Origin of the sequence: Rhizobium sp. SL42 (genome assembly GCF_021729845.1) — a bacterium.
Taxonomy (GTDB): Bacteria; Pseudomonadota; Alphaproteobacteria; order Rhizobiales; family Rhizobiaceae; genus Allorhizobium.
This window is the reverse complement of the sequence record NZ_CP063397.1, coordinates 2,113,030-2,126,306: the sequence shown is the minus strand read 5'-3', so window position 1 is coordinate 2,126,306 and position 13,277 is coordinate 2,113,030. Positions and strand designations below refer to the sequence as shown.

The following is a 13,277-nucleotide window of genomic DNA, read 5'->3' as shown; positions in this document are numbered from 1 at the left end:
GATCAGCTACCCAGTTTGTTCTTCAGCGCGATCATGGTCAGCGCCGCGCGGGCGGCAAAGCCACCCTTGTCCTTTTCCGAGCGCTTGACGCGCGCCCAGGCCTGCTCTTCGTTTTCGACCGTCATGATGCCATTGCCAATGGGAAGGGATTCCGAAACGGCGAGGTCCATGAGGGCGCGCGAGGATTCGTTGGACACGATGTCGAAGTGATATGTCTCGCCCCGAATGACCATGCCGAGCGCAACAAAGCCGTCATAGACGGTGCCTTCGTCGTCAGACGCATCCAGCGCCATGGCGATTGCCGGCGGAATTTCGAGTGCACCAGGCACCGTGATGATGTCGTAGGTAGCTCCGGCTTCATCGAGCGCTACGCGTGCACCGTCCAGAAGTGCATCAGACATATCGTCGTAGAAACGTGCCTCGACGATCAGCAAATGCGGCGAAGCCTTCTTCTTTCCCATAACCTGATCCGATCTTGATTGTGAATGTGATTGTGGCCCACGGCCAAACAGAAACGCGGTCAAACCACGCTGTTTCACGGAAGGCAAGCGTTTTTCGGCCAGCCAAGCGATCCGGCGCCTGCACCGCTGAAGACGAGATCTGCGCCAATGGTGCGACTGCGCATTCCTGCACGCGCTAATGCGGGCAAAACAGTGTCGAAGATCATGACAAATCTTTAATGCAATTCAGTAGCTTACAGGCTGGATTTCGCCGCAATCCGAACCCAGCTTCTTTCCTGCAAGCGAGCGACGGAATTCCCCGCCATCGCAACTTCCCTTGAAAGGATGAGGACAATGAATCGCTTTGCATCCGCACTCAGTGCATCGGCAATCTCCGCACTCGCCTTTGGCGGCGACAGCTACGCAGCCATGCCGGTCGTCGGAAACACCGGCTCGCAACAAATCGAGCAGGCGATTACCGGATTGACCGCCAACCATTTCGACATCGTTCGCCTGGAGGAATTGGACAAGGGAGATCCCGTACTGCAGAAATTCGAGACGGTTGCGCCGGGCTCGCAGGAGGCCAGGATGATCCAGGCATCGGTCATCGCCAACACGTCGCTGTCGCGGAGGCTGCAGGCCGAAAAGGTGGAACTGACCAATATTGTCGGCGCCGAGCGTGCCAGCGACGGCACAGTCACCTTCTATCTCCGTTAGCGGACCCAGCTCCCTCGCCCCGTTTCCAACACCCTCGCGCTTCCGGCGCGAGGGACGTTTTGCCCCAGGCGGAACAAATGAGGCCAACTGCGTGTTGTCAGACTACCGAGGCGGAAAAATGCTCCGGCTGATGCAGTCACAGGAAACAGGAGGTCACCATGGGACGCAGTATTCTTCTCTGGCTGGTTGGGGTTCCGATCCCGGTCATCATTCTGATCATGCTGTTCTGGCGCTAAGGCGTCAGAGCCAGGCCGACGCCGGAAGGCGTTCGAATACCAACAGCTGATCGGAGCCGAAAGTCTCCGATCGCTGCAAGGAAAAGCCGGCGGGAGGCCGATCACCGGTAATCGGTGAAGGAATTCCTTCTCCGATGGTCGCAGCACCGCGATACAGATGGATGAAATCGACAAGGCCGTGGCTGAGGAAGTTGGCCGCGACGCGGGCGCCACCCTCAACCATCAACGAAGACACTCCCCTGCGAGCCAGCAGCAGCAACATATCCTCGATACCATCGACCTCAACTATCTCGACACCCAGCGCCTCAAGCGCCTGACGATTTCCGTTGGCTCCGGCACTGGCAGCCAGAAGCACGGGCACCCGGTGCGCCGTCTGCGCAAGCCTGGACAAAGGCGAAAGTTCGAGATTGCGATCCAGCACGATCCGCAGCGGCGACGTATGCTCCAGCCCCGGCAACCTGACCGTCAGCTCCGGATCGTCGGCATTGGCGGTTCCGATGCCCACCAAGATCGCATCGCTTTTCGAACGCAGCAGGTGAACTTCGGCACGCGCTTCCGGCCCGGTGATCGCAACCTGTCCGGCACCAGCCTTTCCCAACATGCCATCGGCAGAAACGGCAAGCTTGAGAGTCACTTGCGGCCGTCCCTTTGTCTGGCGCGTGAGATAGCCGGACATTGCCTCGCGCGCCTCGCGCTGGAGAATGCCGGTGGTGACCTCGATACCGGCATCCGCCAAGATCTGCAGACCCCGCCCGGATACCCGCGGATCTGGATCGGCCACGGCAACAACCACGCGTCCCACGCCGGCCGCGATCAGCACGCCCGCGCAAGGCGGGGTCATACCATGATGTGAACAGGGCTCCAGGGTGACATAGGCGGTCGCCCCCCTCGCCCTTTCGCCTGCATCGGCAATCGCCTGGGGCTCGGCATGCGGCCTGCCGCCAGGGGCGGTCACGCCGCGGCCGACTACCTCGTCATCCTTGACAATGACGCAGCCTACGGAGGGATTGGAGCCCGTCTGGCCAAGATGGGTCAGCGACAGACTGATCGCCTCGCGCATGAAGGCCTCATCCTTTGCCGTGACCGACAAGGGATCAGTCCACCCCGTTGTCGCGCGAGATCTTTGCGTTGATCTCGGCGATCACATTCTCGAAGTCTTCGGCATGAGAAAAATCGCGGTAGACGGAGGCATAACGGACGAAGCCGACGTCATCGAGGCCCTTCAGAGCCTCCAGCACCTGCAGGCCAATCGCCTCGGACGAGATTTCCGTCTCTCCGGAACTTTCCAGCCTGCGCACGATGCCGGATACCGCGCGTTCGATCCGGTCGCGGTCCACGGGACGCTTGCGCAACGCGATCTCGAAAGACCGCACCAACTTGTCGCGATCGAACGGCGCCTTGCGACCGGTCTTCTTGGCAACCATCAGCTCACGCAACTGCACCCGCTCGAAGGTGGTGAAACGGCCGCCGCAATCGGGACAAATGCGACGCCGACGGATGGACGTGTTGTCCTCCGCCGGGCGCGAGTCCTTGACCTGTGTTTCATCCGAGCCGCAGAAGGGGCAACGCATCAGCCTTAAGCCTTACATGTAGGGGTACATCGGGAAGCGGCCCGTCAGAGCCACGACCTTTTCGCGAACGTTTGCTTCGACGGCCGCATTGCCCTCGTCGGAATTGGCGACCTTCAAGCCATCGAGGACCTCGACGATCAGGTTGCCGATTTCCTTGAAGTCAGCTTCCTTGAAGCCGCGGGTCGTACCGGCCGGCGTGCCGAGGCGGATACCCGAGGTGACAAAAGGCTTTTCCGGATCGAACGGGATACCGTTCTTGTTGCAGGTAACAAAGGCGCGGCCGAGCGCGGTCTCGGCGCGCTTGCCGGTCGCATTCTTCTTGCGCAGATCGACCAGCATCAGGTGGTTGTCTGTACCGCCCGAGACGATGTCGAGACCGCCGGCCACCAGCGTTTCAGACAGCGCCTTGGCGTTCTTGACGATCTGGGCCGCGTAGTCCTGGAACTCGGGCTTCAGCGCCTCACCGAAGGCAACGGCCTTGGCAGCGATGACATGCATCAGCGGGCCGCCCTGGAGGCCCGGGAAGACGGCCGAGTTGAACTTCTTCGCCAGATCCTCGTCATTGGTGAGGATCATGCCGCCGCGAGGGCCGCGCAACGACTTGTGGGTCGTGGTGGTGGCGACATGGCAATGCGGGAATGGCGACGGATGCTGATTGCCGGCAACGAGACCGGCGATATGCGCCATGTCGACCATGAGGTAGGCGCCGACTTCATCGGCGATCTCGCGGAAACGCTTCCAATCCCAGATGCGGGAATAGGCCGTGCCGCCGGCGATGATCAGCTTGGGCTTGTGCTTGCGGGCGCTTTCGGCAACGGCATCCATGTCGAGAAGGTTGTCGCCTTCACGGACGCCGTAGGACACGACATTGAACCACTTGCCGGACATGTTGACCGGCGAACCATGCGTCAGGTGCCCGCCCGAGTTGAGGTCGAGACCCATGAAGGTGTCGCCCGGCTGCAGCAGTGCCAGGAACACGGCCTGGTTCATCTGGCTGCCAGAATTCGGCTGGACGTTGGCGAAGTTGACGCCGAACAGCTTCTTGGCGCGCTCGATGGCGAGCTCCTCGGCGATATCGACGAATTGGCAGCCACCGTAGTAGCGCTTGCCCGGATATCCTTCGGCATATTTATTGGTCATGATCGAGCCCTGCGCTTCCAGCACGGCACGCGAGACGATGTTCTCGGAGGCGATCAGCTCGATCTCGTGACGTTGGCGACCAAGTTCTTTCTCGATCGCGCCAAAAATGTCCGGATCGGACTCAGCCAGGGGGCGAGAGAAGAAGGCATCGGTATTCGACATGATCGCAGGCTCCTCAAAGAGTTTGATGCAGTGGGGTATTAACGTTCCGCAGGGCCGAGGGCAATACGATCAGCGACATTTGCGCATCAAATGACGCGGCCCTGGAGAACAAGTACGAATGCGGGTCACGCCAAACGAAAAAAGCCGCGTCCGGGAAGGACGCGGCCATGGTTTCAGCCAGAAGCGGCCAGGCTTATTGCGGCAGAAGATCGTCTTCGATCGATCCGGAGACCTGCTCGACGCCAATATTGGCCTGAAGGGCCAGCTGTGCGTCACCATCCTTCTGGTAGATATCATCGCGGAACTGCACGACCTGGTCCTTGGCAGACCACGCGGTGATGTAGACGATATAGACAGGCACTTCCTGCGCGAGCTTGATCGGGGTGTTCTGACGCGTGGAGATGACGCGCTCGATTTCCTGACGCGACCAGCCTGACGTGTCGCGCAACAGCCAGGTGACCAGATCGCGCACGTTCTGCACACGCATGCAGCCGGACGACTCGAAGCGCATCAGCTTGTTGAACAGGCCCTGCTGGGGCGTGTCGTGCATGTATTCATTGTTCGGATTGTGGAAGTTGATCTTCGTCGAGGACATGGCGTTGATCTTGCCGGGGTCCTGACGGAACATCAGGTTCGGTGCCTTGGGCGCGAACCAGTCGACGCTTTCCGGCGATACTTCCGTACCCTGGCCATCGATCAGACGGATGTTGTTGCGCGTGAGATAAGTCGGATCCTTCTGCATCAGCGGCACGATGTCCTTTTCGACGATCGAACGCGGCGCCGTCCAGTAAGGATTGAGAATGACCTCATAGATCTTGGAATTGATCGTGTGGGTCGGGCGGTCGATGCGGCCGACAACCGCGGTGTTACGCAGTGCCACACTGTCGTTTTCCACCGCCTCGACATAGGCAGCCGGAATGTTGACCATCAGGTAACGCGGACCAAGATCGCCCGACATGGACTGAAGACGGATCAGGTTGGTGTTCAGCTGGTTGAGACGCACATCGGCGCTGACGTTCAATGCCTTGACCGTGAACTCACCCAGGACGCCGTCTTCCGGCAGGCCGTGACGGGCCTGGAACCGCTTGACGGCACCATCAACATAGCTGTCGAAGGAGTTCGACATGCCAGCTTCCTGCGGCAAGTCTCCCGAAATCATCAGGCGCTGGCGCAAGGCCTGAACCGACGGATCGGTGACGCCGAGACGCAACTTGACCTGAGGATTGACCGCAGGCCAGCCACCATTCGACACGATCGCCTGATACTGTGCGATTGCCTGCTGCATATTCGTGGCGCTGTTGCCGCTGATCATCGGGGTGTTGGATGCGACCGCCGTGACTGTCCGCGAAGCCTGGGCATCGAACTGGTCATCCCAGTTGCCGCGGCGCGGCGCATTGATCAGTTCATCAATAGCCGTCTGGGCCAAGGCCTGTCCCGCGATTGCCGCGACACTGACAGCTCCCGCGCCCCGCAGAAGCGATCGACGCGAAAGATCAACAATTCCAGACTTTTTGGACATATTTCCTACCGTTTCGTTCTGACCCACATGGAAACGCATACCGCGCCATGGTTAACAAAGAGACGCTTTTTTCGCAGATCGAGACGATCCACAGCGTCAGGCGGGGGCTTTGAGCCAGCCCGATTTCCACCTTGGCGGTCACATATCAATATGGCCAATTCGTGTCAGGTCGGCGGGCTGTCACAAGACTGTGTTCATGACCGAACCCATGTGATCGATAAACGGCAAAACGGATGCTTCGCGGGAAGCATCCGTGTTTGGCGGTGGATCGCAGTCGCTGGAGGTGCGCTTGGCCGTGCGTCAGAGACGATAGGCGATGCTGTCGTTCCAGAAACGATCGAGGCGCTGCAGCAGCTTGTTCATTTCGGTGAATTCGTCCGCACCGATGCCGCCGACCTTCTGGATCGAGCCCATGTGACGCTCATAGAGCTTGGCGACGGTCTCGGCAATTTCCTGGCCGCTGTCGGTCAGGCTGATGCGAACCGAGCGACGGTCGACACGCGAACGCTGGTGGTTGATGAAGCCGAGATCGACGAGCTTCTTGACGTTGTAGGAAACGTTCGAGCCGAGGTAGTAACCGCGCGAGCGCAGCTCGCCGGCGGTCAGTTCGGAATTGCCGATGTTGAAGAGGAGGAGCGCCTGGACAGCGTTGATGTCGCTGCGACCCTTGCGGTCGAACTCGTCCTTGATGACATCGAGAAGGCGGCGGTGGAGACGTTCCACCAGATGCAGGGACTCCAGATAGAGCGAGCGGATTGCTTCTTCCTGCGGATCGAGAGTGGCCGGCTGTGGCTTGAGCTTGGTGTTCATGTCGGTCTGCCTCACTGTTTTGTTTGGCGGTGTTGGTTTTTTCTCCCGCCTTGGTGAGGACCATATCCAATGCGCATAAAATTCTATTTAAAACGCAGGCTTAACAGAGGCTTACCAAAGCCGCTGATGCAATCAGAGTAAATCAACCGTTACGCTCTCCTGCTTGTGTCTGCTTTCAAGCCACAATGCCAGGCGGAAGGCCAAGTAGACCAGCGCAACCACACTATGCAGGACGATGGCCAGGGGATTGCGCCCGAAGATCTCGGTCCACAGGCCGAACATCAGGATCTGCCCGCCGGCAGCCAGCACCCAGATGACCGGCCCCCATGAGCCCCCCAACCAGAGCCCAAGGGCCGCCACCGGGAAGACAACGGCAAGTCCGGCAGCGGCCACGCGCCATGGCAGGCTGAGCAGGTCGAAACGACCAAGTCCGGCATGGCTGTAGCCGACAAGCATCGACCAGTATTGCAGGCCGAACCAGAGGCAGGCGATGGCAACGACGCGCAGGAAGACTACGAAGATGGTCTCCGTCAGGCTGCGCTTGGGCGAATTCGGCGAATCAGATTCCATCGTGGCAGAATAGGCCTGGGCGCCTTCAGCCGCCAACTGGATTGCCCTGCCCTCCCCAGACCTTTCCATCCGCTGTTCCTTCCTGGCACACAGACACCGCAACAAAGCGGTTGGGCGAAGTGGGACAATTCGCCCGGCTCAAAATGATCCAGCGACAGTCTACAACGGTTTTGCTGTGCGCGCCGACATGATATCAGCGGCTGACGACAAGACGAGGATACCCCATGCAGGACAAGACACATCTGGTCGATGACGTGACCGGCCACCGGCGCATGCGTCGCAACCGCAAGGCGGACTGGACCCGTCGCCTGGTGCTGGAAAACCGGTTGACGGTTGACGACCTGATCTGGCCGATCTTCGTGGTGCCGGGCACCGGCATCATCGAGCCGATCGCGGCCATGCCGGGGGTCAACCGGATGAGCGTCGACAAGGCCGTCGAAGCCGCCAGGGAAGCCGCCGATCTGGGCATCCCCGCGCTGGCGACGTTCCCGAATGTCGGCATGGAACTGCGCGATCAGACCGGATCTCAAATCCTCGAGGCCAACAACCTGCTCAACCAGGTGACCGCGGCAATCAAGAAGGCCGTCCCGAACATCGGCGTGATTACCGATGTCGCGCTTGATCCGTTCACCAGTCACGGCCATGACGGCATCCTGCGCGACGGCGTGATCGTCAATGATGAAACCGTGGACCAACTCGTCAGGGCAGCCATTCTGCAGGCCGATGCCGGCTCCGACATCATCGCGCCATCGGACATGATGGACGGCCGGATCGGCGCGATCCGCCGTGGTCTGGACGCCGCCGGCCACCAAGATGTCGGCATCATGTCCTATGCGACGAAATTCGCTTCCTGCTATTATGGTCCCTACCGCGAAGCGATCTCGACCAGCGGCCTGCTGAAGGGCGACAAGAAGACATACTATATCGACCCGGCGAACGGCACCGAGGCGTTGCGCGATGCGGCACTCGACGTCGAGGAAGGCGCAGACATGCTGATGGTCAAGCCCGGCCTGCCCTATCTCGACATCTGTTGGCGAATGAAGGAAGCCTTCGGCCTTCCGGTATTTGCCTATCAGGTGTCTGGCGAATACAGCCAGATCAAGGCTGCGGCGGCCAATGGCTGGATCGATGGCGAACGGGCGATGCTGGAGACGCTTCTGTCGTTCAAGCGTGCCGGCTGCGATGGCATACTGACCTATTTTGCGATGGAGGTTGCACGGCACCTGGCCAAGAAAGGCTGACCTAACGGGGCAATATTGTATTTCCCGTGTTGCTCACCATATCTGATGGGCAATATCAAAGGAGCCGACCATGAGCCTCGACAGCAACCCGATCTACGCCGCCCCCGAAGACTGGCGTGCCTATAGCGGCGTGCTGTCTCGGCGGGTGTTCGCTTTCATCATCGACTACATGCTGGTCGCGCTGTTGTGGATACCGGCGGCCGTCGTCGTGTTCTTCCTCGGCATCCTGACACTGGGCCTTGGCTGGTTGCTCTATCCGATCCTGTTCTTCATCGTCGCAGGGCTTTATTTCGGCATGTCGCTGGCCGGTGCCGCACAGGCAACGCCCGGTATGCGCGCCATGGGCATCGCCATGGTCCGTCTGGACGGCCGCAAGCTCGATTTCGTCACGGCAATTGCCCATCTTGCGCTGTTCTGGATCCTGAACTCGATCCTGACGCCACTCATTCTTCTGGCCGGTCTGTTCATCGAGCGGTCGCGTCTGGTCCATGATCTGTTGCTGGGTACGGCAACGATACGCACGGCCTGAACCTAGCATTTCAGTCCTGGACCAAGAATACACTCCGGCAATCCACACCGGAGTGTTGACCTTTTGCAATCTTGCGCCATCCTATCCAATCACGACAGGCAAGAGGATTCTCGTCAGCGGCAGATGAATACCCAAACCTCTCCATCCCCGCAGTTTTATCTCACGGCTCCGGCGCCGTGTCCCTATCTGGCGGGGGAAATGGAACGGAAGGTGTTCACGCATCTGGTCGGCCAGCGGGCGACGGAAATGAACGACCTTCTGACGCAAGGCGGGTTCCGCCGGTCGCAGAACATTGCATACCGCCCGGCCTGCGAAAGCTGCCGCGCCTGCGTCTCCGTCCGGATCCTCGTGAATGAGTTCGTGCCCAGCCGCGCTTTCCGCCGGGTCGAGGCAAGCAATCTCGATGTGATTGCGACGATCTTTCCCGCCCAGCCCTCGACCGAGCAATTCTCACTGTTTCGCGCCTATCTCGACGACCGGCACCCGCATGGCGGCATGTCGGACATGTCGGCACTGGACTATGCGATCATGATCGAGGACAGCCATGTGCAGACGCGAGTGATCGAATATCGCCTGCGCAGTCCCGGCGACGGACTTTCAGCGCACCCGAAAGGCGAACTGATCGCCGTTGCGCTCACCGACCTGATGAGCGACGGGCTGTCGATGGTCTATTCCTTCTTCAACCCCACGATGGACAAACGCTCCCTGGGCACGATGATGGTGCTTGATCACATATCCCGCGCCAGGACGCTGGGATTGCCGCATGTCTATCTTGGCTATTGGGTGCGGGGATCGCACAAGATGGGCTACAAGACCCGATTCCAGCCGCAGGAGCATCTGCTCAATCAGGGCTGGACACGTTTCATTCCCGAAACAAAAGAATAACCGCCAAGTCTATCAGGCAGTTGTACCAAATTCATACAACAAGGCCCCGGATGCTATTAAGCCATCCGGGGCCTTGTTGTTTCGTTTCAGGACAGCTTGCGAATGATGCCGTAAACGACATTGCGGTTCTGGCCGAAACGAACGCTGCCTTCGAACTTCTGATCACCGACGCTGCCGTTGATGATGCGCCACATGTCTTCTTCGCTGCGTAGCAGCAAAGCCCAGTTCATGAAGCTCTCCATATAGCCGTCGACGCCGATGTCGGTGGCAAAATTGGCAAACAGGAAGACACCGTTCGGCTTCAGCATGCTGAGGCAACGCTGCGTCAATTTCATCGACACCTTGTCGTTGAGATAGTCGTAGAGACCGGCCGCGTAGATGAAGTCGAACGTGCCGAGCTGGTGGCGACCAGCGAGGAGACCACGGACCGAACCATCGATTGCTTCGATGCAGGTTCCTGAGAAATCGCGCGTGATCGAACCGACACTGATCGGGTCCTGGTCCAGCGCAACCCAGCGCTTCAAACGCCCTTCCTTGAGGGCGCTGGAGCGATTGGCTTCGCGCAGATGACCGGCGGCGATCGTCAGGATTTCCGCTCCAGGACCACGAGATGTAGCAATTTCATCAACATGCTGAGTCAGCAGGTCGCGACGCTCGCGGACAGCAACGGAGGATGACGCATCCTTGGTGTAGTCATAGAGCGCCTTGCCAAGCGGTGTCGCCTTGGCGATCTCGTCGGCAACGCTCGGGTGGCCGTAGATAAAATCGAGAAGCTGGGCATCCCCGGAATAACCGCGCGGCTTTGTAAAGGACCAGCGGGTAAACGGGTCCTGGAGAAAATAGCTTGCAACCGGGTGTTGCTGGGCAATCGGGATCAATTGCTGCCAGACGCTCGGTTCGTAACGCATGCGGGCCTCATGAAGAGAACCGGCGATACGGTGAATGACCTGCTGCGGCTCGGCGCCGCGTTCGAATTGCTGCATCGCAATATTCAGCATCAGGCCAAGCTCTACCTTGGCATTCTGCAATTCGTCCGCCTTCCAGCGGGTTCCGGGCGCAACCATGTGCGCGGCAATGGATTCAGGAGTAATAAGGCTTTCGCCGTCCAATGAAATTTCGATCTGTCTCATACGCCGACCCACCAAACACAAGAGTTACCGTTAAGAATTTAGTTACCATAGTTGTAATTGAGGAGGGGTTCTACTCACTTTGGTAACTTTTAAGTAGTTTGGTTAATGCTATTGGCATCCACACGCCGTGCCCGGAACGATCGCGCTGAACCTTTTTGGGATGCAACTCGAAGCCGGTTGGCCTTCTTCTCGAAGTTGCGCTATGCACGAATGACTGGATGGACGGCCCGTGATACAGAAAAGCAGGTGCTTATTGTCTATTCCTACCGGGGTTCGTGCGACCGACATCGGCTCTGTATGGGACGGAGCGTTAATCGATGGATTGCTCTATGCAGACGACCTTGCTCAACGCAATTGAGGCCAGCTGGCCTCAGCGGCCGCAGGACGCTCCGACGGCGGAGCTGTATAGCCTGTACCGGCGCCATATAGAGCCTAGGCGTGCCAGAGCGGCGCGCCAGGGGTTATGGGTCGCCGTCATTGTCTATCTGCTGTTTGCGATCACCGACATCATCCTGATTTCCGACGTTGCCCGCGATACGATCGTAGCGCGTTTCATGGTCGGGGCATCGGTTCTGACGGTGCTCGAAACGCTGGTCTGGTTTCGCGCCGGCGCCAAATGGCTGGACATTACCTGCGCTGCCGCACTGGTGACGGGCTATCTGTTCTGGCTGATGCCGGCTGCCACCACCACGGCGACGGAGAGTATCCGCTACTACATGATCTTCGGTACCATCTTCATGATGGGCGCCAATCTGTTTTTCAGCTTCTTCGTGCTGTTGTCGGCCGTGACCTCGGCCTTCGTCCTGGTGATCTTCTTCACCAGCATCATGATGCTCTTCCCGACCGATATTCCCTATCTGGTCGCATTCGGCACATTCTACATTTCCTGCTTCATCTTCACGTCCTACATCAACTGGAAACTGAATGGCGAGCGCTACAACGTCTTCCTGAATGCGCTGGAAGCACAGCACCAGCATTATGAAGCCGAACAGCGCGGCAAGTCGCTGGAGCGGCTGTCGAACACGGATTATCTGACCGGCATCGAAAATCGCCGGGCAATCGACAAGCGGCTTCGCGACCTGTGGAATGCGTGGCACAACGACGGCACCGGCTTTGCCGCAGTCCTGGTCGATGTCGACTTCTTCAAGAAATACAACGATTTTTACGGTCACCAGGCGGGTGACCGTTGTCTTATTCTGGTTGCCAATGCGCTTCAGGAAGCACTGACGCCATACAACGCCTCGCTCGGCCGCTACGGCGGCGAGGAATTCATCGTTCTGGCACAGATCGCAAAGCGCGACCAGGTCTCGATGCTGGCTGAAATCATCCGCAGCACGGTGGAAAGACTGAACCTGGTCCATGACCAGCGCCGTGACGGGCAGGCCGTGGTCACGGTGAGCGTTGGCGCCTCCTATACCAGACCGAATTCCGGACCTAAGCTCGAGCGGATCATCGACGAGGCTGACCGCGCGCTCTATTCCGCCAAGGCGAACGGCCGCAACTGCATTCGCCTGTTCAATCCCGACGATCCACTCAGCAGCGACGACAACGAGAATATCGCCTCGCTGCTGCGCATGGCGGTGAAGAAGGACCTCGTCAGGCTTGTTTACCAGCCGATCCAGAACCTGCAAACCGGCAAGCTTGAGGCCGTCGAAGCGCTGATGCGACTGCAGATGATCGACGGCACACCCATTTCTCCCGGGCAGTTCATTCCGATCGCCGAGCGCACCGGCTCGATCCTGGAACTCGGCCTCTGGGCGATCCGCAGGGTCTGCACCGAAATGCTGGCGCCGGGGCATGTTCCGCTTTCCAGCGTCAATGTCTCCGCCATCCAGCTCAAGTCGCGCGGCTTTGCCCTCGCGGTCTCGACGATCCTCGAGGAGACCGGCGTCAAGGGTGAGCGGCTTGCCTTCGAAATCACCGAAGGCATCGACATGGAAGGGCAGTCGGACGTCATCCGTTGCATCAAGGACCTGGAATCCATGGGAATCCGGATCTGGCTTGACGACTTCGGCACCGGCTTTGCCGGCCTCTCCTGGCTGCGGCTGTTTCCCTTCGACACCGTCAAGATCGACCGGTCGTTTCTGCAGGATACGGACAAGCCGCACGGCCGCTCGATGCTCGAGGACATCATTCGCCTGGTGCGCAATCGCGGCCACAAGATCCTCATCGAAGGCCTTGAGACGCCCGAGCATGTGGCCCTGATGCACGAACTCGGCATCCTGCACGGTCAAGGCTTCTATCTCGGCCGGCCGGCGCCGGTGACGGAATTCAGGGAACTGGCAAAGTTGCCGGCAGCCGTCGGGCGCTGAACAATGCCGCCGTCT

Annotated in this window: 13 protein-coding genes; 5 read left to right on the top strand and 8 right to left on the bottom strand. The window is 59.3% G+C overall.

The window, feature by feature from the left end:
- Nucleotides 1–2: 2 nt before the first annotated feature.
- Entirely contained in the window at nucleotides 3–461 is a 459-nt protein-coding gene (ribH, locus tag IM739_RS09995; protein WP_237367669.1) for a 6,7-dimethyl-8-ribityllumazine synthase, read from the bottom strand.
- Nucleotides 462–794: 333 nt separating this feature from the next.
- Here ribH and IM739_RS09990 point away from each other — a divergent pair, with 333 nt between their 5' ends.
- The gene (locus tag IM739_RS09990; RefSeq protein ID WP_237367668.1) at nucleotides 795–1,157 is read left to right on the top strand and encodes a hypothetical protein; all 363 of its coding nucleotides are present in this window, start codon (nucleotides 795–797) and stop codon (nucleotides 1,155–1,157) included.
- Nucleotides 1,158–1,397: 240 nt separating this feature from the next.
- Here the strand turns inward: IM739_RS09990 and ribD are convergent, their stop codons facing one another.
- From ribD to IM739_RS09960, 6 genes are all read right to left on the bottom strand, one after another.
- Nucleotides 1,398–2,483 carry a bifunctional diaminohydroxyphosphoribosylaminopyrimidine deaminase/5-amino-6-(5-phosphoribosylamino)uracil reductase RibD gene (ribD, locus tag IM739_RS09985; RefSeq protein WP_272911305.1) on the bottom strand — a complete coding sequence of 362 codons (1,086 nt, stop codon included), beginning with the start codon at nucleotides 2,481–2,483 and terminating at the stop codon, nucleotides 1,398–1,400.
- Nucleotides 2,484–2,487: 4 nt separating this feature from the next.
- On the bottom strand, nucleotides 2,488–2,964 hold the full coding sequence (nrdR, locus tag IM739_RS09980) for a transcriptional regulator NrdR (RefSeq protein WP_237367667.1): 477 nt from the start codon (nucleotides 2,962–2,964) through the stop codon (nucleotides 2,488–2,490).
- Between the two features lie 12 nt (nucleotides 2,965–2,976).
- Nucleotides 2,977–4,266 carry a serine hydroxymethyltransferase gene (glyA, locus tag IM739_RS09975; RefSeq protein ID WP_237367666.1) on the bottom strand — a complete coding sequence of 430 codons (1,290 nt, stop codon included), beginning with the start codon at nucleotides 4,264–4,266 and terminating at the stop codon, nucleotides 2,977–2,979.
- A 193-nt stretch (nucleotides 4,267–4,459) separates the two neighbouring features.
- Nucleotides 4,460–5,785: a L,D-transpeptidase family protein gene (locus tag IM739_RS09970; RefSeq protein ID WP_237367665.1), complete on the bottom strand. Its 1,326-nt coding sequence runs from the start codon at nucleotides 5,783–5,785 to the stop codon at nucleotides 4,460–4,462.
- Nucleotides 5,786–6,085: 300 nt separating this feature from the next.
- Nucleotides 6,086–6,595: a transcriptional regulator LdtR gene (gene ldtR / locus IM739_RS09965; RefSeq protein WP_237367664.1), complete on the bottom strand. Its 510-nt coding sequence runs from the start codon at nucleotides 6,593–6,595 to the stop codon at nucleotides 6,086–6,088.
- 132 nt (nucleotides 6,596–6,727) lie between these two features.
- Nucleotides 6,728–7,165, bottom strand: a complete 438-nt coding sequence (locus tag IM739_RS09960) for a DUF6163 family protein (RefSeq protein WP_237371031.1) — start codon at nucleotides 7,163–7,165, stop codon at nucleotides 6,728–6,730.
- A gap of 224 nt (nucleotides 7,166–7,389) precedes the next feature.
- On the opposite strand from IM739_RS09960, the gene hemB reads away from it, so the two are divergent.
- The 3 genes from hemB to IM739_RS09945 all read left to right on the top strand — a co-directional run bounded on the left by hemB (nucleotide 7,390) and on the right by IM739_RS09945 (nucleotide 9,820).
- Nucleotides 7,390–8,406, top strand: coding sequence for a porphobilinogen synthase (gene hemB / locus IM739_RS09955; RefSeq protein WP_237367663.1), 1,017 nt, complete (start codon nucleotides 7,390–7,392; stop codon nucleotides 8,404–8,406).
- A gap of 70 nt (nucleotides 8,407–8,476) precedes the next feature.
- Nucleotides 8,477–8,935 (top strand): RDD family protein, encoded by a 459-nt coding sequence (locus IM739_RS09950; protein WP_237367662.1) that lies wholly within the window; start codon nucleotides 8,477–8,479, stop codon nucleotides 8,933–8,935.
- A 123-nt stretch (nucleotides 8,936–9,058) separates the two neighbouring features.
- A complete protein-coding gene (locus tag IM739_RS09945) occupies nucleotides 9,059–9,820 on the top strand; it encodes an arginyltransferase (protein ID WP_237367661.1) in 762 nt (253 codons plus the stop codon).
- 86 nt (nucleotides 9,821–9,906) lie between these two features.
- Here IM739_RS09945 and IM739_RS09940 read toward each other — a convergent pair whose 3' ends face one another.
- Entirely contained in the window at nucleotides 9,907–10,950 is a 1,044-nt protein-coding gene (locus IM739_RS09940; RefSeq protein ID WP_237367660.1) for a class I SAM-dependent methyltransferase, read from the bottom strand.
- A gap of 329 nt (nucleotides 10,951–11,279) precedes the next feature.
- Here IM739_RS09940 and IM739_RS09935 point away from each other — a divergent pair, with 329 nt between their 5' ends.
- Complete coding sequence (locus IM739_RS09935; protein WP_237367659.1) at nucleotides 11,280–13,262, top strand: putative bifunctional diguanylate cyclase/phosphodiesterase; 1,983 nt, start codon at nucleotides 11,280–11,282, stop codon at nucleotides 13,260–13,262.
- Nucleotides 13,263–13,277 lie beyond the last annotated feature (15 nt).

What these genes read in the sequence shown, in the direction of transcription:
- ribH (WP_237367669.1), bottom strand. Translation starts at nt 461, where the DNA reads ATGGGAAAGAAGAAGGCTTCGCCGCATTTGCTGATCGTCGAGGCACGT.
- IM739_RS09990 (WP_237367668.1), top strand. Translation starts at nt 795, where the DNA reads ATGAATCGCTTTGCATCCGCACTCAGTGCATCGGCAATCTCCGCACTC.
- nrdR (WP_237367667.1), bottom strand. Translation starts at nt 2,964, where the DNA reads ATGCGTTGCCCCTTCTGCGGCTCGGATGAAACACAGGTCAAGGACTCG.
- glyA (WP_237367666.1), bottom strand. Translation starts at nt 4,266, where the DNA reads ATGTCGAATACCGATGCCTTCTTCTCTCGCCCCCTGGCTGAGTCCGAT.
- IM739_RS09970 (WP_237367665.1), bottom strand. Translation starts at nt 5,785, where the DNA reads ATGTCCAAAAAGTCTGGAATTGTTGATCTTTCGCGTCGATCGCTTCTG.
- ldtR (WP_237367664.1), bottom strand. Translation starts at nt 6,595, where the DNA reads ATGAACACCAAGCTCAAGCCACAGCCGGCCACTCTCGATCCGCAGGAA.
- IM739_RS09960 (WP_237371031.1), bottom strand. Translation starts at nt 7,165, where the DNA reads ATGGAATCTGATTCGCCGAATTCGCCCAAGCGCAGCCTGACGGAGACC.
- hemB (WP_237367663.1), top strand. Translation starts at nt 7,390, where the DNA reads ATGCAGGACAAGACACATCTGGTCGATGACGTGACCGGCCACCGGCGC.
- IM739_RS09950 (WP_237367662.1), top strand. Translation starts at nt 8,477, where the DNA reads ATGAGCCTCGACAGCAACCCGATCTACGCCGCCCCCGAAGACTGGCGT.
- IM739_RS09945 (WP_237367661.1), top strand. Translation starts at nt 9,059, where the DNA reads ATGAATACCCAAACCTCTCCATCCCCGCAGTTTTATCTCACGGCTCCG.
- IM739_RS09940 (WP_237367660.1), bottom strand. Translation starts at nt 10,950, where the DNA reads ATGAGACAGATCGAAATTTCATTGGACGGCGAAAGCCTTATTACTCCT.
- IM739_RS09935 (WP_237367659.1), top strand. Translation starts at nt 11,280, where the DNA reads ATGCAGACGACCTTGCTCAACGCAATTGAGGCCAGCTGGCCTCAGCGG.